Origin of the sequence: Dehalococcoides mccartyi (genome assembly GCF_001889305.1) — a bacterium.
Taxonomy (GTDB): domain Bacteria; phylum Chloroflexota; class Dehalococcoidia; order Dehalococcoidales; family Dehalococcoidaceae; genus Dehalococcoides; species Dehalococcoides mccartyi_A.
Genome location: NZ_CP013074.1, coordinates 1070969 through 1088974 on the forward strand (window position 1 = coordinate 1070969; position 18006 = coordinate 1088974).

An 18006-nucleotide genomic window follows, 5' to 3' on the forward strand; every position below is an offset into this window, starting at 1 on the left:
TTAGTTCTCCAGCCTTACCGGCAAACCCTTGCTCTTAAGATATTGTTTTACTTCGGCTATAGTGTAACGCCCGTAATGGAAAATGCTGGCCGCCAGCACCGCATCTGCCTGCCCTTTATCCAGGGCGTTATACAAGTCTTCCGGGCTACCCGCCCCGCCTGAAGCGATAACGGGTATATTCAAGCGGGAACTGATTTCCCGGTTAAGCTCATTGTCATATCCGGTATTTTTACCGTCGGCATCAATACTGGTCAGGAGTATTTCTCCAGCACCCAGTGCTTCTGCCTTAATAGTCCACTCCACCGCATCCAGCCCGGCGGGTTTCTTTCCGCTATGAGTATAAACCTGCCAGCCGCTGCCTTCACGTTTAGCATCAACAGCCACTACAATACACTGCCGGCCGAATTTTTCAGCTCCCCGGCTTATCAAATCCGGGGTAGATACGGCTGCCGAATTTATAGAGACCTTGTCAGCTCCGGCCCGAAGCAGAGTATTCATATCCGCAATGCTCCGCAAACCGCCGCCCACACACAGAGGTATAAAAACCTCCTTAGATACCTGCTCTACCACCTCGGCCATAGTCTTGCGTTCTTCGGTAGTAGCTGAAATATCTAAAAACACCAGTTCGTCAGCACCTTCGCGGTAGTAACGCGCCGCCAGTTCCACCGGGTCACCGGCATCACGCAGATTTACAAAACTGGTACCTTTAACTACCCGTCCGTTATTCACATCTAAACATGGAATAACCCGTTTATTCAGCATGCAGTAGCTTCCTTTTGCGCCTTGATGGGATTTTTCAAGCTGCCCACTACCGGAACACCGCCAACGGGCAACCAGACTTTATCCAGTTCCGGTTGCACCAACCGGATAGCAGACTCTTCTGACGAAATAAACAGCTTTGACTGATATTCACCCACTACCATGGGTCGCAGACGTATACGGTCTGTCATACCTATCATTTCGCCGGTATGGGCCACAATGACTGTAAACGGACCATTTAAAAGCAAACCGCCGTAAATCTGGCGAAGAGTAGTCATAATCTTGCGTTCGTGTTCCGGCAAACGGGCTATCTGATTCCAGAGAGGCGCAGACATTACTTTAGCCGCCAGCTCAATAGACAGACCGTGCTTACGCATAAGCAGGTCTACCGCGTAGGCTACTACTTCGGTATCGGTTTCCATAGTGCATTTGTATCCGTACTGCTCCAGAAAACGCTTGTTTATGCCATAGGAAGAAATCTCCCCGTTATGCACCACTGTCCAGTCCAGCAGGCAGAACGGGTGAGCACCTCCCCACCAGCCTTTGGTATTGGTAGGAAAGCGTCCATGAGTAGTCCACAGATAACCTTCGTATTCTTCCAGGCGGAAAAAGCGCCCGATATCCTCAGGATAGCCCACACCCTTAAAGACACCCATGTTTTTGCCGCTTGAGAACACAAAGGCATCATCTATGCAGGTGTTTATGTACATTACGCGGTCTACCACGTAATCTTCTTCAATAAATTTGCCGCATTTTTCAGGGCTGACCGAGGCAAAATACCGCCAGACAATGGGCGGGTTGGTAATTCCCTGCTGGTCACGGGTAGGAACTTCTTCCTTGTATTTCAGATTAAAAAAGCTTTCCAGAAAACACTCTGTTTCCGTTTTAGCCTGCTGGCTGAGAAACATGATATGGAAAGCGTATTCTTCAGCAAAATCAGGGTAAATTCCGTAAGCGGCAAAGCCGCCGCCCAGACCGTTTCCACGGTCATGCATACTGCCGATGGCAGTAATCAAATCAGCCCCGGAGAAACGCCCCCCGGAGGTATCCATCATCCCGAAAAGCGAACAGGCATCTATAACCTTGCTGTCCGAATGGCTATTGCTTACTCTAGTTAAGTCTCTCATGGAAATCTCCTGCTAATGCTTGAAATCAGCCGGGGCTACCCTGCCCGAAGTATTGCCATGAAGGTGTTCTTCACGGCTGTCAGCCGGCAGATAGGCCAGACCAAAATTCTCATTAAGTATGTTATCTTTAATGGGGCGTACATCACTCTGGTCACGCATAAGGCCGAATATAATACCGGCGGTATCCGTTTCGCCCAGGGTCAGCATGCCCACAATCTTGCCTTGTTCATTTAAAACCAGTTTCTTGTATCCGTTGGCGGTGAGTGCCGAAAGAACTTCAAGACCACTGGCATCCGGCGGCAATACCGACATACCAGCAGTGGCAATATCCATGCCGAAGTAGTTAAGAGAATTCATCACTGTACCGCCGTGATAGGTGGTAACCATACCGGCCATATTGTAACCGGCTATCCGCCCGCCTATATAAGCATTAGGCCAGATAGGAGTAACCCGGCGGCTGTTATAGATAAAATCAAAAGACTCACAAGCATCACCGCAGGCATATACATCAGGGTTGCTGGTACGCATATTGTCATTTACCACCACCCCGCGGTTAACTTCCAGACCGGCGGCTTTAAACAGTTCTGTCCGGGGAATAACACCGATGGCTATTACCAGCATCTGGCTTTCTATCTGATGACCGTTGTCCAGCTCCACCCCGGCAACCTTGTGCAAACCCAGTACTTTACTCACAGTCCGTCCGGTGTTCAATTTTACACCATAAGAAGTAACTGTCTGAGCAGCTATCTTGCCGGCTGCTTCATCCAGAATAGTATTCAGGATATGGCCTTTAAGCTCAATAATATCTACTTCAATACCCAGCTTAGTGAGGGCATCCGCGGCACTCATGCCAATAAGACCACCGCCTATGATAACAGCCTTCTTTACATTTTCGGCCTTTACATAGCTGTCTATCAAAGAGGCGTCTTTCATGTTTATAAAGTTAAAAACACCCGCCTTGTTTGACCCGTCAATCAGCGGTACAATGGGTTTGCCGCCGGGGGCAAGCAAGAGTTTGCCGTAACCAATCTTTTCCCCGTTTGAAAGGCTGACCTCATGGGCAGCAGTATCCACCGCTTCCACTTTGGTATCAGTCAGACAGGTAATATTGTTATTAGCATAAAATTCCGGACGGCGGAAAAGTATTTTTTCCACGTTTTTTTGTCCGGAAAGATACTTGGCTATCATGGGGCGCGAATAAGCCAGATAAGGCTCTTCCCCCGCTATGACAATAGAACCGTCACGGTCCACTTCCCGAATAGCCTCTGCCGCGCCTATACCGCCGGCAGAACATCCTACAATCAAATAATCGGCTTTCATTTTTTATCTCCCAGAGCCATCTTAAAAAAGTTTTGATATAACTTTAAGCCGTAGCTACCGCTCTTTTCCGGATGGAACTGGGTAGCGATAAGGCGTTTACTGATAACCAGACTGCAAAAATCCACTCCGTAGTCTGTGGTTGCCCCTATAATATGTTTGTCAGCAGGGCTGGCATAATAACTGTGGACAAAATAAAAATCAGCCCCGTCAGGTATACCCTCAAATATGGGGTGTGAAACCCGCTGCTTGAGCTGATTCCAACCCATCTGGGGTATCTTTACCCCGTCAGGCAGGCGTTTTACTTTGCCTTTCAAAATACCAAGACACTTTGCTTTATTCCCCTCTTCGGTGGAGTCAAAAAGCACCTGCATACCCACGCATATAGCCAGCAGGGGGATATCTCTCTTTACCAGCTCTTTTATAGCTTCATCCAGCCCCTTTGCCTTCAGCCCGGCAACCGTATCAGCCGCCGCACCCACTCCGGGCAGGATAACTGCCTGAGCAGAAAGAAGCTCCTTTGGGTCTGAAGTCAGGGTAAACTCATATCCCAAAGCATATATGGCATTCGCCACACTCTTTAGGTTACCCCCTCCGTAATCAACAAGCGCAATCATCGTTTTACCAGCCTTTTAGCCGTCAACCAGCCCCAAGGCTTCATTTGGGCAGTTAGCTACACAGGCGGGTATTTCTTTACCGCCGCACAGATCACACTTGAGAATCACATGGTTTGCCTTGTCTTTTATAAGAGCACTGTTCGGGCAGGCCACAATGCATGTCCAACAGCCGATACATCTTTCAGGATCACTGGACACAATACCCGTTATAGGGTCACGGGTCATAGCCCCGCTGATGCAGGAATAAGCGCACCATGGCTCGTCACAGTGACGGCAGGGAACGGAGAAACTTATCTCACCCTTGCGTTCAACCCGTATTCTGGGTTTCTGATTTTCCTTTTTGACGGCCTTTATAACGTCATGGGAGACTGAGTGTTCGGTCTGACAGGCTACACGGCACAGGCCGCAGCCCATACAAAGTTCTTCTTTAATTTGTACCCTTTTCATACTTACCCCTACATACGGTATATAACTTCCGTATTTATATAAATTAGCACTTAGATAATCGCTTGTCAAATATCTGGCAAGCTAAATCAATGTAATTAATACATTATTATTTCGCAATCATTTCGCCTGTATTACACCAGTAGTTCCCAGCCAAGAGTATGTTCTGCTAGTATTTTTAAGCCTATTAAGACCAGCACCAACCCGCCTGCTATACCAACCCAACGGCTGGCAAAATGGCCGATACGGTTGCCCAGTTTAAAACCCATAAAGCTAACCGCGAGCGAAACCAAACCTATCAGCAAAGCCGCAAGCCCGATATTGGCATCTTCAACTGCAAACGCCAATCCGACAGCCAGCGCATCTATTGAAGTAGCCACCGCCACACCCAGTAAACCAAGCCCGCGGGTTAGGTCAAGCTTTACCAGCTTTTGGTCATCTTCACCCTGCACAGCTTCATATACCATGCGTACACCAATAACTGACAGCAGACCGAAAGCAATCCAATGATCAAAGGCAGATATAATATCTATGACACTCAGGCCGGCAAAATAGCCGATAGTAGCCATCCCAGCCTGAAATATACCGAAAGCACCGGCAACCCGCCACATGACATGGCTTTTAATGTTTGTATGGGTACATGCTATGCCGATTGATACGGCAAAACAATCAGCCGAAAGTCCCAGCGCAATAAACATAACCGATAATAAGCTCATAATGAAGTAGTAGTATAACACGCATTAGGCTATTTTTAAAACATTCTTGACAAACCTGGGTTCATGCCCGACAATCCTATTTATACTAGTTTTAAATATTGGTCTAAAGGGGTCCGTATGGAAAACAGAGCATCTGAACCCAATACCCGCAAGGGATGCGGTATTGCCTCAAATATTACGGAACTTATCGGCAACACACCGCTGGTTCGCTTAAACAAGATAGGCAGCGGGCTGAAAGCCGAAATCATACTGAAACTGGAATCGTTCAATCCCACTCACAGCGCCAAAGACCGTCCGGCTCTGCATATGATAGAAAAGGCGGAACAAGAAGGTAAGCTCTCACCCGGAGGCATCATAATAGAATCAACCAGCGGCAATACAGGTATAGCATTAGCCGCCGTTTGTGCCGCTAAAGGTTACCGTCTGATGCTTACCATGCCTGAAAACTTTTCGGTTGAGCGACGGCGTCTACTCCGTCTGCTGGGAGCTGAACTAGTGCTTACCCCGGCAGAATTAGGTATGCAGGGGGCGATAGAAAAAGCATCTGAATTAAAAAGCAGATTGCCGCAGGCCTTCATTCCAAACCAGTTTGAAAACCCGGCTAATCCCGAAAGCCACTACCGAACCACTGCTGAGGAAATTTGGCGGGATACCGACGGCAGGATAGATATATTGGTAGCAGGCGTAGGTACGGGCGGCACTTTAAGCGGCACAGCCAGAGGATTAAAGGCCGCCAAACCATCTATACAGATAGTAGCGGTAGAGCCGGCTGAATCACCTGTAATTTCCGGCGGGAAACCCCATTCTCACCTTATCCAGGGTATAGGTGCAGGCTTTATACCCCGCATACTGTCACTTGAACTGATAGACAAAGTTATACGTGTACCCGGTGAAGAAGCCGTAAAAATGGCACTGCGTTTAGCTAGCGAAGAAGGTATCATGGCAGGCATTTCATCCGGGGCAGCACTCTGGGCGGCACTGGAAACCGCCAAACAAGCTGAAAACTCCGGCAAACTTATTGTTGCCATTATGCCTGATAGCGGAGAACGCTATCTCTCCAGCCTGCCTCTTGGTGACTAGATGCATCTTTATATGTGTGTTAAAAATTGAAGGGGTATTTACACCCCCTTCAATACGATAAACTTCCCGACAGGCACTTTTCATCCTAAACCGAATATGCCTTTTTTTATATCCAGCTTATCCCCCAGAACAGCTTCAAACAAACCTACCATTTCCTTGCTGGTACCATCAATAAAATATTCCTGTTTCCCGCTTGCAGTTTCAATCTTTATCTCGGTAGTGTCCGCCAGATTTTCATCGCCTGTTTTTTTCTTTACAATTACCTTTGAAATATTATCAAGCTGCAGCTGGAAATTCTCTTTGCTCTCCTCCAGTATAGACTCGACAGGCATATTATAGTACTTTTGATAAAGAGTAAATCCGCTTTTTATCTGGTCACCCCAGCGGGCAAAAAAACCTTTCCCTGCTTCTTTAGCGTTTTTCTGGGCTTCAGCAGCAGCATCTTTTACCATCTGGCTAGTCATTAAAGCAAATATAAAGCTCTGGTCTGTAACCACCAAAGAGTATGTATCCCATCTTCCCCATGACTTGGACTTCTTAAAATTAGGTACTACACCAAGGATTTTTTCTTCCACAGGGCACCTCATACAAAAAGATTATCCATTTATAATAACAACCCCTTTCCCTTTTGCCAATACTTGCACAAAATGCATCTGAAAATCATTTAAAATTGTATATTTTCAAAACTCCAAAACTATTTCGGGGGAATATTGTGCTATAATATTAGATAATTTTTTGTAGGAATATATATTTATGACCGCAAATTCTCATACACCACGTATTATGCCTAACCGCCAAGCCAACCCGGAAATGACCAATGTTTATCATATAGCCTATGCTCCCGGCATAAAAAAAGCCTATCTGTTTCATTGGAACTGCAACTTGAAATGCCGCGGCTGTCTATGCAAAAAAGAAATCAACTGTCTGGCCCTGGAAGAAAATCTGGACGTGGTCTCACGTGACCCCCATTTGTCACCACCCCGTGGTCCGGAATCGTTCCTGAGTTTAGACGGGATTATGGAAACCCTGCGCAAAGTAGAGCTCAAAGAAGTTCTATTTGAAGGGCAGGAAGCGACCATAGACCCCCATTTCGAAGAAATATGCCGCCGCCTTAAAGCCGAGTTTGGCGTCTATATAACCTTAAACACAAATGGGTTGAAACTGCCTGATCTTTCCAACATAGACGAGGTAGTTTTCAGCCTCAAAGCGGTTACTCCGAAACTCTATCTGGATTACACCGAAGTATCCAATACTAAAATGCTGAAAAATTTTGAAGCTATTTTCCGTTCGGGCAAAAAGCTTAGAGCCGAAATGGTATTTATACCCGGTTATATAGACTTGGCTGAAACAGAAGCTATTGCCAAGCATATTGCCAGTCTCAGCCCGAATATTCCCCTGAGGATAGATGCATATTTTGAATGCGGTGATAATACATGGCGAAGAGCTACTCAGGAAGAAATGAGCCAGGCAGTAGCTCTTGCAAAAAAATATCTCAGCACCGTTACCTGCACCCAGCAAACCACTGACAATCTGGATAAAAAAGACCTCTTTTTTGAGGTAAAACGGCTATTCTAAGCAAACTACCCTTTTAAAAATGTTAATCAGGTATAAATATTAGCTAACTGTGGAAACTGTATATATAATTGTACTTGCCATTGCTTTAGACTTGGTACTGGGTGAATATCCCGCACCTCTTCACCCGGTAGTTTGGCTTGGCAAATTCATATCCTTTCTGGATCGCTTCAGCCCGTCCCGCAATCCTAAAACCCAGTTTATTTACGGGGCATTCTTAAGCATACTAACCGTAAGCATATCCTTTACAGCGGTATTCTTCATTCTGGGATATCTAAAAGATTTTAACACCCTGATCTATGTGTTTGCGGGAGGGCTGATACTTAAACCCGCTTTTTGCCTTCGTGAGCAGTGGGCAATAGCACTTAAAATAAAAAAACTGCTTGAAAAAAACAGCTCCGGTGCTCCGCCTAAAGAACTGGAAACCCTGCTGGGCACAGTCCCGCATGATAAAGAAAGCCTTAGCCGTGAGGATATTATCTCCGCTTCCATACGCTCCATCTCAGAAAATGCCAGTGATTTTTTCGTTGCCCCCTTATTTTACTTTATACTTTTGGGCATACCGGGAGCATTTGCCTACCGTGCTATAAACACGCTGGACAGCATGATAGGTTTTCACGGCAAATACGAATATCGGGGCAAATTTGCCGCCCGTCTGGACGACGTGGCTAATTTCATCCCGGCCCGGCTGACTGCTCTACTTTTTATAACCGGTGCATTTATCATTCACCAGAATCATAAACAGGCACTTCGTTCTGCCATTTCAGACCATGCCAAGACTACCTCCCCAAATGCAGGCTGGCCGATGGCCGCCATGGCAGGGGCATTGGATGTTTCATTGAAAAAGGCCAGGTGCTACACTATGGGTAAATCTCTCCGTCCGCTAAGTACCCTATGTCTGAGTAGAGCGGCCAGACTTTATAAAACCAGCATGTTTATCTGGGCAGGCATATGCATAGCCATAGTCTGGATATAAATAATATCCCCTAATATATGCAGGAGTTGAAAAGTGAATGACACCCGGCAGACTACTAAATACAATACAGGTCTTGTCCAGATATTTACCGGAGACGGCCGCGGCAAAACTTCGGCGGCACTGGGGACAGTTATGCGGGCATCCGGATACGGGCTGAAAGTTTATATAGTCTTTTTTATGAAGGGTATTCACGAAGGCGGTGAATATAACTCACTTAAGCGTCTGCCGGGTATAGATTACGCCATTTTCGGCCGCAGTGATTTTATGGGCCCGCAGTATACCACTCAAGCAGACTTGGATTACGCCCAAAAAGCCCTGGCTGAAGCAAAAAAAGTGATTTCCAGCGGTGAGTATGATGTAGTAATGCTGGATGAAATAAACACAGCCTCCGCCTGGAAACTAATAAATGTAGACGAGGTGGTTGAACTGGTAAAATCCAAACCCCCAAAAATAGAGCTGATACTGACCGGACGCCATGCGGATACCCGTCTAGTGGTGCTGGCAGATCAGGTAACCGAACTGGTCAACCGTAAACACCCGTTTGAAAAAGGGGTGGACGCAAGACAAGGGATAGACTACTGATGACCAGAATTATAAAAGTAGCCATGTTGCACATTGAACCCAGAACAGCGGATATAGACACGAACCGCACCTTAATCTCCAATGCCCTCCGTAAAGCTGCTCAGGCCGGGGTAAAATGGGTGCTCACGCCAGAGATGGCTGTTTCAGGCTATTTTTTTGAAGAAGTTATCGGTACAAAATGGATATCCCCCCAACCTGACTCATGGCTTAAAAAGATATTGGAGTTATGCAAATCTTTAGATGTGGGGTTGTTCCTTTCCTACCCTGAAAAAGACCCGTCAAGCGGCAAATGCTATAACTGTCTGTTTGCCGTAAACCGCCAGGGAGAACTTGTCGGCAAACACTGCAAAATAGAGGTACACCCCGGTACAGAAGAAGGCTGGTCAAGCCCCGGATGCCGCCTTTCCGTCTTTGAAATGGACGGTTGCAAGCTGGGTATGCTTATCTGCGCAGATACCTACGATGGTGAACATGCCAAGATACTTGCAAAACATGGTGCCGAAATTATTATTGTGGCTGCAGCCTGGGGAAATAAATACCCGCCGGAAGAGCGCTGGAAAAAACGTTCAGCTGAAACAGGCCTGCCGCTTTGGGTTTGCAACCGCACAGGCAAAGAAAACCAGGTGGATTTCACTCAAGCCAGAAGCGTGGTAGTTGAAGACGGGTGTGAAAAGCTGGTTTACCTTGGAGAAACCCCTGCCATGCTTGTTTATGATTTTGATACGGCTACCAAAAAAACCCTCAGCCGATCTTTCACGGTTATTGACATGCCCCTGCTATGACATGTTTTGACATATAGGCTATAATAACACCGTATGATCAGTGTTGTATTGCCTGCTTGCAATGAGGAGCTATTTCTTCCGCGTTGTCTTGACAGCATATGCCGACAGGACTTTGACAGCTATGAAATCATAGTAGTGGTAAACGGCAGTACAGACAAAACCGCACTGGTTGCCCGCAAATACCCCGTAAAAATACTGCATTGTGAAAAACACAGCGCTTTTTATGCCCGCCAGATAGGTGCGGCAGCCGCGGTAGGTGAAATAATTGTTCAGGCCGATGCCGATACCATTTACCCCCGGGACTGGCTATCCCGCATATACGCAGACTTTAAACACCAGCCTTCAGCGGTAGCGGTCGCTGGTATATACAGATATGCAGACCCTCCGTGGTGGGCATTTCTGGAGTATCTGCTGCGCCTGATATGCAACGCCTATACCTGCCTGTTTCACGGCCGCCCCATGCTTATTTCCGGGGCTAACTTTGCCTTTAAACGCCACGTATTTGAACGGATTGGCGGCTACCATGTAAGTACCTTTTCGGCAGACCAGTATGATATATCCACCCGGCTTAGCCGGCAGGGTAAAGTACTCCTTGACCGCCGTTTGGTAGCCACTACTTCCGCCCGAAGAGTACACAAGCCATTTTTCAGAATACTCCGTGATGTATTTAAGAATATAGCCATGGTAACCGGCTGGGTTTTTCAGCATATCGGACAATTTTTCCACCGTTTGTACCGCAGCCCCTTATTTTTCCGTTCAGCGAAAAATACTCTACCCATACTCGGCTTAGTGGGCATACTCTTCTGGGGATACGCCAGCCCATCTTCCCAGCTGTTCGGCAAGGTGTATTTTGAAGGTGAAGGGCATACAAAGATTATAGCTCTTACGTTTGATGATGGTCCCAATCCCGAATACACCCCCGAAATACTGGCTATCCTGGATAAATATGGCATAAAAGCCACCTTTTTTGTGGTGGGCAAAAATGTAGAGACCTACCCTGAACTAACCAGAGAAATACTTGAGCGCGGGCATATACTGGGCAACCATTCTTACTGCCATAATGCCAACCATGCCCTGTCTGATTTCGGGGCAAAAGATATACTGCGATGTGCGGAGGTTATCTGTAAATCCACTGGCGTTACCCCTTGTCTTTATCGCCCGCCATATGGAAAAAGGTCTCCCTGGGAATTGTCAGCCGCAAGCGAAATGCAGATAGTAACCATCAGCTGGGGATATGCAGTGGAAGGTAAAAGTCTGGGTGAAACAGACAATGCTCTTTCAAAGATACTCGATAAAATCAGCCCCGGCTGTATTCTGCTGTTCCATGACGGATATGGCGTAGACTCAAACAGCCTTCAATCTGACTGCCAGCTGACTGTTAAGGTACTGGATAGCTTGATATCAAACCTGCTCCATCAGGGCTATAAATTTATTACTGTGCCCGAAATGCTGGGGCTGAGTGCTTACAATTAGGTATTGCAGTGGATTTTGAAGCGCTAATCACCCAGAGTGTTGCCATGCTCTCGGAATTTAATCTGGTAGTATTGGTGATACTGTTCGGTATCTGTTTTATCAGTGAAACTGTCGGTCTCACCATACCTTATCTTTTGGAAACAGCCTGGCTGATGGGCGGCTATCAGGCAGCTAACGGAGAGTTGTCTATATGGCTTCTGATACTTTTGATACTGGTAGCTCAGGCTGGCCGCCAGATAGGGGCTTTAGCTCTATCACGTTTGGGCAGAGTAGGCAGCGGCCCCATTGAAAGGTTTATTACTTTTCTGCGTACCAGAACCCCTCTTAAGAAAATGTCCGAATCACCTGCCCTCCAGAAAATAAACTTTTATTCCCCCTTTGCCATAGCTGTAGGCAGATTTATGTGGCTGCGTATACCGCTGACCCTGCTTATGGGTGCTAAACGCAAAACCAAAGTACTGATGCTTGGGGTGTTGATATCCGGTTTATTTTATGATGCCCTGTATGTTATCTTCGGAGCAGTCGTAGGAAAGGTATTTACGTTAAACCCTGTCCAAATGGTAATCATCTTCACGAGTGCATTGACCGTTCTTTATATAGGCACTTTTGCTATCCAGCAGATTGTAAGCCGCTTGAAAAAGAAACCCGCAAAAACTCTGCCGCCGGTCTAAAATAATAAATCTTTCCGCCGCAGTTGGTAACGGGCATGACGTATAGCCCTTATAAGTAGAAGCAGACTTAAAACAGCCACCGCCAGCAGCACTATTGCCGCCCAGACAACAGGTAGATTCAACCCGCTGGCTATATCCCATACAATATGGAGACCCACTGCCAGTATAAATGCGCCAATAACCGCCAGATTTAGAGGCCCTCTGTTATATTCAACTCGTTGCCTCCACAAAACAGCACAGACTATACCCGTCCAGGCGGCATGTCCGGCAGGAGATAATAACCCCCTGAAAAGAAGCACCTGCTCCAGAAGGTTTATATCCCCCTGACTCTGGATAAGGCTGACTACCCCATAACCCATAGTTTCCAAAGCTGCAAAACCCATACCGGCCGCCACTCCAAACAAAACCCCGTTAGCCTCAGCCCTGAAACCTCCACCCCAGAAAAGCATCATCGGGAATATTAGTTTGGCTGCTTCCTCTATAACCCCCACTGTCAGCAGTCCGGACGGACTCAGACTGGAAACAGTGGCATATTCCAGCATGCCGGCCATCAAAAGTCCAATTATTCCGCCCACAAAGAAACTGGCCAGCACCCAGCGGATATTTATATTTGCCAGTGGCAGGCGTTCATATATAAAAACCACGAAAGTTACCGGCATAATGAAAGCGCCCAAAACTACCAACAGCGGCAAAAAATTAGTCCCGTGGGTCAGTTTGATAAGCTGCTCGGCACCTAAAAACAAACCTAACCCGCCTATCAGCACCCATATCCAGCGGTAGGTAGTCAGATATATTTTAATATTCTTCAGATAATTCATATCCGTAAATATAAGCGTAACATCAAAAAGGCGCGCCTTCAATCACCCATATGGCTAAAATATAAATATACGCCATATCTATTGAATAACCCAACTGGAACACTTATAATCCCTTCATCTTTAAAAATTATAACGAACGGGAGGGTTAATAGATGGTAAAAGGTATTGTTACCGCTATCATAACATTTGCGGTACTTATACTGGCCGCCGCAGTGCTGATTATGGGCTATCTGGGTATAATGCCGGGTGTTTCCAGCTTGATGGGATCAGACAAACCGCGTGATTTGGGTGTAACCGCCACCAGTCAGGACTATCAAACTATGGTTTCTAAAAGCGGTGTTACTATAGGTACTTTACCATCTGACACCCCTCCGGCAGACAGCATTATTTTTTCAGGCTCCCGCATCGTTAATACCTCTTACACTGCTGAGGAATTGACCGCTTTCGTAAATCAAACTAATTACAGGTACACACCGGTAAAAAATTTTCAGGTAAGAATAAACAATGACGGGACAGTAGAATGTTCCGGAATTTTTGATATACAAGTAATTCAGGATTTTATTACTGCTATGGACGGCAATGCCGAAGTTTCTGAGTACTGGAACAAATACAGCCGCTATTTTATATCCAATCCTGCTTTTTATGTTAAATGCACACCATCCATGACCAATAACCATCTATCCTTGCAGCTAGAAAAATTTGAGCTAGGCAGGTTTTCCATACCACAGGCTGCTTTGGATGAATTTAGCAGCAAACTCATCACCCTGACAGATGGTCTCATCAGCCATATACCCGGCCTTTCCGTCAATTCTATTACCATGGTAAACGGCAAAGCTGTATTCAATATGATCGGCCACAAGTATATATCTATAGCCACGCCATAAATGCCGTTTGTACTGAAAACAAAAAAGGGGGAAGCGTATACGCTTCCCCCTTTTGACTAATATCCCGCATCATCAATAATACAATCTAATAAAGCTAAACAAGTCCGAATTTCACAGCCGCAATACCTGCCAGAGTACGGTTAGAAACATTTAGTTTCGTCATAATACCTTTTACATATTTTTTAATGGTAATTTCAGCATAATCCAAATTAACACTGATTTCCTTGTTGGTATAGCCGCGGGCAACCATAATAAGTATCTCCAATTCACGCGGAGAGAGTACATCTTGCGGTATTATACTGACCGCAGCAGATGAATATTCATTTACCATGTTCCGGCTGACAGTCTTTTCATTTACAAAGCAGGCAAGATTCTTAGAGGCAATTTCAAGCAAATTTCCCTGCCAGACACTGCCGCCGCAAGCTACTACCCTAATAGCATTGGAAAGAAGCTCAAGCGGGCAATCTTTGGTTAAAAACCCGTTCATTCCGCTAGACAAAGCCTCTGTTGCGTATTGTTCTGCTTCATAGCCGGTAAGGATTATAACCTTTATCGGGGGATAGATTGTTTTCAACTGCTGACGAAGTTCACACCCGCCGGTACCGGAGATTTTTATATCGGTTAAGACAACCTGCGGTTTTAATTCTGCTGCCAGCCTAAGTGTATCCGGGACATTGTCAGCTTCGCCTATTATCTCAATATCTGATTCAGAGTGTAGGATCTTTCTCAGCCCTTCTCTGGCAACTTCGTGATCATCTACAAGTAATACCCGAACGGGTGAAGTGCAATGACCTGTTTTGGGAGAGGATTTGCTGGGTTTCAAAATTATTTTTTCCACGGCCATCCCTTAATTTTCAGGTATACAAAAAGACAAGAATACAACCAGTATCCATACAATCAAAGCATTTCTCATGATACTACGCATAAGCACGGAATAAAAGCCCTAAATTTTATTTCGGGTTGTTATTTTTGTTTGAATCAAACTGATAAATACAAGAAAGCGGCTCCGTGTACACGGAGCCGCTTCAATCAATGATTGTTCTTGCAGTCTGGTTTTAGAGTTCCAGATTAACTTTATATTCGGTGGATTTATCCTTCTTAACGTTAAAGCCGAAATCCTTGCACAGGTTCAGCATAACCACGTTTTCAGCCAACACCACACCGTAGAAATTCTTCAAACCTTTTTCGCGGGCAATACCAATCAGCATATCCAGCAGTTTAGCGCCCAGTTCATGGTGCTGGAAATCATCAGCCACCAGTACCGAGAACTCACCGCCCAATCCGCTGTGATCAATAATCAAACGGCCTACACCCACATTGCGTTTTTTACCCTTGTCGTTATACTCGGCAATAATGGCCATTTCGCGGTCATAATCAATATTGCAGAAACGCACCAGCAGGGAATGGTTGATGTCCTTGAGTATGTGGAAGAAGCGCATACGTGAAGATTCTTCGGACAAACCTTCCAGCAGGGCTTTTTCCATAGGCTCGTCTTCAGGGCGGATAGGCCTGAGGATAACATCACGTCCGTCCTTGGTATGCCACGGTTTGATATACTTGGCCGGATACGGGGTAATAATAAGATGGTTATGATCACCCGCCGGATTTTTAATGTATTCTTCGTCTATGATTATGCGGGCATCCAGGGCAATGGCCTCTGAACCCAGCAGTGCCAGCGGGTTAATATCAATCTCCATAATCTCAGGGAAATCCACCAGCAAGTTGGAGAACTTAACCAGAGTTTCCTCAAGCAAACGTAAGTTCGCCGGGGGTTTGGTGCGGAAACCCTTGTAAAGCATTTCGTAGATTTTAGTGCCTTCCATGACCCGTCTGGCAAGTACCTGATTAAGGGGCGGCAGACCTACAGCCACATCTTTTTGGAATTCGGCTTCAATACCGCCGGAGCCGAACAGGATAACCGGCCCGAAGACAGGGTCTTTCTTTGAGCCGATAATCAGCTCGTAGTCATATTTGTCTACCATTCGCTGCAGGGTTACACCTTCAATACTGGCCGCAGGACAAGCTGCCTTTACATTTTCCATCATGGTGGTAAAGGCTTTTTCAACTTCAGCCTCAGTTTTAAGCCCAAGGATAACCCCACCCACGTCTGATTTATGGGAAATATCCGGCGAAGCAATCTTCATCACTACCGGGAAACGCAGAGCGGATGCAATCTGGGCGGCATCTTTGGCATCCCGTGCCAGAAACGGTACGGTTGCATCAATGCCGTAGGCCTGAAGAAACTTTTTGGATTCAGTTTCGGAAAGAAGGGTGCGTCCTTCACTAGCCACCTTCTTGAGAATAGTACGGATATATTCCTTGGAGGGGTCTACATCCACTGCCAGCTCTTCAGGGGTTTCATAAAGGTTTTCAAGTCCGCGAGCATAGCGGTACATGAAAATATAGCCCTTAACCGCCTCTTCAGGAAATTCAAAACTGGGTATATTATTCTGATAGAAGAGTTTTCTGGCATCAGCCACGTTGGCATCACCCATCCACGAAGTAAGCACAGGTTTCTTGCTCTTCTTGGCAATTTTGACAATGGTTTTAGCAATATCCAAAGGATTAGCCGCACCCTGGGGAGTGTAAATTACCACTACGCCATCCACCCCGGGGTCTTTAATGGCAGCTTCAAGGGTGACTGCATACCTTTCGGGGTCTGCATCTCCCAGAATATCCATGGGATTGCCTTTGCTCCATGAAGGAGGCAGAACCGGATTCAAAGCGGTAACAGTATCGTCAGATATATGAGCCAGTTTGCCCTTCTGTTCCATAAGGGAATCAGTAGCCAACACAGCAGGGCCGCCGGCGTTGGTTACAATAGCCAGATTCGGTCCTTTTGGCAGATTTGAAGTATTCAAAATGGCGGCGCAGCTGAAAAGGTCACCAATGTTGTCTACCCGAACCACGCCTGCCCGCTGGAAAATGGCGTCTACAAACATGGCATTACCCACCATGGAACCTGTGTGGGATTTGGCTGCCTGAGCGCTCTCTTCAAAGCGGCCGGGTTTGATAACGATAATAGGTTTGGTGCGGGCAAAACCGCGGGCGGCACTCATAAATTTTTTAGCTTCGCCCATGGTCTCCAGATATACAATAATACTCTTGGTATTTTCATCAGTACCGAAGTAGTCAATAAGGTCACCAAAGTTGACGTCCATCATAGAGCCGATAGAAGCAAACCCTGAAAAGCCCACATTCCGGGCAATAGCCCAGTCAAGCACGGCTGAACCCAAAGCACCGCTCTGTGACAGGAAAGCCACGTTGCCTGTTTTGGGCATTTCCATACGGGCAAAGGTAGCATTGAAACCGCTTGCGGGGCTCATAGTACCCATACAGTTGGGGCCTATGATCCGGATACCATACTGTTTAGAAATTTCGGCAATTTTGTCTTCAAGGGCTTTACCCTCAGGCCCAACCTCTTTGAAGCCGGCCGAGATGATAATAACAGACTTAGTGCCCACTTTACCGGCATCTTCAATAACCTGGGGTACAAACTTGGCAGGGACTACCACCAGTACCAAATCAGGTACTTCGGGCAAGTCTTTCAGAGTAGGATAGCATTTCTGTTCCAGTACAGACTCACGGTTCGGGTTAACCGGATAAACAGCCCTTCGGTCTTTACCTTTGATAAGATTCTGAAGGATAATTTTACCGGTTGAACCTTCTTTGTCTGTTGCGCCTACCAGAGCTACACTCTTAGGGTTGAAAAATAGCTTGATTTTGTCCACGTTTCTCCTCTAGTAAATTACTTGTGGGCAAAGAGGCTGATAAGTCCGCTCAGGGAAGATTATTACGGGAAAAAATAAAAAAACTTCCCCCACGGTATTTTTCTGCCCAGCGCCGATGTGCAATAGAATACCATGACCCATACCCACTTTTCAAAGTTTTGCCTCAGTTATTTAAATATTTTAAGTCATTTTTCAAGGTTTATACCTAAATATCAGAATATTCACCGTAAATGCCGGAAAATATTTTTCACCCACAGCAATATTTCATTACCATCCAGCATCAAATCTCATATTGAACAAATCTTAACCGGAAATATTCAATGGACTTTTAGTAATTTTGAGACATATTACCTATATCTTTCTATTGACACCGGCAATATAATAAGGGGTAACAATATATTGGGAATATATGGTATGTCCATTTGTGACCTCTGCTGATTAAGAAATAAATATTCCA

At 46.1% G+C, this 18006-nt stretch carries 18 protein-coding genes; 8 read left to right on the forward strand and 10 right to left on the reverse strand.

Annotated features, from left to right (window positions below; genetic code table 11):
• From hisF to ASJ33_RS05955, 6 genes are all read right to left on the reverse strand, one after another.
• On the reverse strand, positions 1 to 762 hold the full coding sequence (gene hisF, locus ASJ33_RS05930) for an imidazole glycerol phosphate synthase subunit HisF (protein WP_041331110.1): 762 nt from the start codon (positions 760 to 762) through the stop codon (positions 1 to 3).
• Entirely contained in the window at positions 756 to 1886 is a 1131-nt protein-coding gene (locus ASJ33_RS05935; RefSeq protein WP_041331111.1) for a class II glutamine amidotransferase, read from the reverse strand. Before ASJ33_RS05935 ends, hisF begins: the two co-directional genes overlap by 7 nt.
• 12 nt (positions 1887 to 1898) lie before the next feature.
• Positions 1899 to 3206 carry an NAD(P)/FAD-dependent oxidoreductase gene (locus ASJ33_RS05940; protein ID WP_023652469.1) on the reverse strand — a complete coding sequence of 436 codons (1308 nt, stop codon included), beginning with the start codon at positions 3204 to 3206 and terminating at the stop codon, positions 1899 to 1901.
• Complete coding sequence (gene hisH / locus ASJ33_RS05945; protein ID WP_023652470.1) at positions 3203 to 3820, reverse strand: imidazole glycerol phosphate synthase subunit HisH; 618 nt, start codon at positions 3818 to 3820, stop codon at positions 3203 to 3205. The genes ASJ33_RS05940 and hisH overlap by 4 nt, the downstream gene beginning before the upstream one ends.
• 15 nt (positions 3821 to 3835) lie before the next feature.
• Positions 3836 to 4267, reverse strand: coding sequence for a 4Fe-4S dicluster domain-containing protein (locus ASJ33_RS05950; RefSeq protein WP_010936826.1), 432 nt, complete (start codon positions 4265 to 4267; stop codon positions 3836 to 3838).
• Between the two features lie 131 nt (positions 4268 to 4398).
• Positions 4399 to 4980 carry a manganese efflux pump MntP family protein gene (locus tag ASJ33_RS05955; RefSeq protein ID WP_023652471.1) on the reverse strand — a complete coding sequence of 194 codons (582 nt, stop codon included), beginning with the start codon at positions 4978 to 4980 and terminating at the stop codon, positions 4399 to 4401.
• Positions 4981 to 5097: 117 nt separating this feature from the next.
• Between ASJ33_RS05955 and cysK the strand changes: the two genes are divergently transcribed.
• Positions 5098 to 6060 carry a cysteine synthase A gene (gene cysK / locus ASJ33_RS05960; protein ID WP_023652472.1) on the forward strand — a complete coding sequence of 321 codons (963 nt, stop codon included), beginning with the start codon at positions 5098 to 5100 and terminating at the stop codon, positions 6058 to 6060.
• Positions 6061 to 6140: 80 nt separating this feature from the next.
• On the opposite strand, the gene ASJ33_RS05965 is transcribed toward cysK, so the two are convergent.
• Positions 6141 to 6635, reverse strand: coding sequence for a hypothetical protein (locus tag ASJ33_RS05965; RefSeq protein WP_236886584.1), 495 nt, complete (start codon positions 6633 to 6635; stop codon positions 6141 to 6143).
• 178 nt (positions 6636 to 6813) lie between these two features.
• Here ASJ33_RS05965 and ASJ33_RS05970 point away from each other — a divergent pair, with 178 nt between their 5' ends.
• The 6 genes from ASJ33_RS05970 to ASJ33_RS05995 are packed head-to-tail and all read left to right on the forward strand — an operon-like array spanning position 6814 to position 12116.
• Positions 6814 to 7635: a radical SAM protein gene (locus ASJ33_RS05970; RefSeq protein ID WP_012882224.1), complete on the forward strand. Its 822-nt coding sequence runs from the start codon at positions 6814 to 6816 to the stop codon at positions 7633 to 7635.
• 49 nt (positions 7636 to 7684) lie between these two features.
• On the forward strand, positions 7685 to 8608 hold the full coding sequence (gene cbiB, locus ASJ33_RS05975) for an adenosylcobinamide-phosphate synthase CbiB (RefSeq protein WP_041331116.1): 924 nt from the start codon (positions 7685 to 7687) through the stop codon (positions 8606 to 8608).
• A 33-nt stretch (positions 8609 to 8641) separates the two neighbouring features.
• Entirely contained in the window at positions 8642 to 9190 is a 549-nt protein-coding gene (locus tag ASJ33_RS05980) for a cob(I)yrinic acid a,c-diamide adenosyltransferase (RefSeq protein ID WP_041331118.1), read from the forward strand.
• A complete protein-coding gene (locus ASJ33_RS05985) occupies positions 9190 to 9972 on the forward strand; it encodes a carbon-nitrogen hydrolase family protein (protein ID WP_023652476.1) in 783 nt (260 codons plus the stop codon). The genes ASJ33_RS05980 and ASJ33_RS05985 overlap by 1 nt, the downstream gene beginning before the upstream one ends.
• A gap of 33 nt (positions 9973 to 10005) precedes the next feature.
• Positions 10006 to 11445 carry a polysaccharide deacetylase family protein gene (locus ASJ33_RS05990; RefSeq protein WP_023652477.1) on the forward strand — a complete coding sequence of 480 codons (1440 nt, stop codon included), beginning with the start codon at positions 10006 to 10008 and terminating at the stop codon, positions 11443 to 11445.
• Positions 11446 to 11453: 8 nt separating this feature from the next.
• Complete coding sequence (locus ASJ33_RS05995; protein WP_023652478.1) at positions 11454 to 12116, forward strand: hypothetical protein; 663 nt, start codon at positions 11454 to 11456, stop codon at positions 12114 to 12116.
• Here the strand turns inward: ASJ33_RS05995 and ASJ33_RS06000 are convergent.
• The gene (locus ASJ33_RS06000; RefSeq protein ID WP_041331120.1) at positions 12113 to 12934 is read right to left on the reverse strand and encodes a PrsW family intramembrane metalloprotease; all 822 of its coding nucleotides are present in this window, start codon (positions 12932 to 12934) and stop codon (positions 12113 to 12115) included. The two genes, ASJ33_RS05995 and ASJ33_RS06000, sit on opposite strands and share 4 nt — an antisense overlap.
• 152 nt (positions 12935 to 13086) lie before the next feature.
• On the opposite strand from ASJ33_RS06000, the gene ASJ33_RS06005 reads away from it, so the two are divergent.
• The gene (locus ASJ33_RS06005; protein WP_041331122.1) at positions 13087 to 13818 is read left to right on the forward strand and encodes a hypothetical protein; all 732 of its coding nucleotides are present in this window, start codon (positions 13087 to 13089) and stop codon (positions 13816 to 13818) included.
• A gap of 94 nt (positions 13819 to 13912) precedes the next feature.
• Here ASJ33_RS06005 and ASJ33_RS06010 read toward each other — a convergent pair whose 3' ends face one another.
• Complete coding sequence (locus tag ASJ33_RS06010; RefSeq protein ID WP_023652481.1) at positions 13913 to 14656, reverse strand: response regulator transcription factor; 744 nt, start codon at positions 14654 to 14656, stop codon at positions 13913 to 13915.
• 217 nt (positions 14657 to 14873) lie between these two features.
• Complete coding sequence (locus ASJ33_RS06015) at positions 14874 to 17549, reverse strand: bifunctional acetate--CoA ligase family protein/GNAT family N-acetyltransferase (protein WP_023652482.1); 2676 nt, start codon at positions 17547 to 17549, stop codon at positions 14874 to 14876.
• Positions 17550 to 18006: the final 457 nt, after the last annotated feature.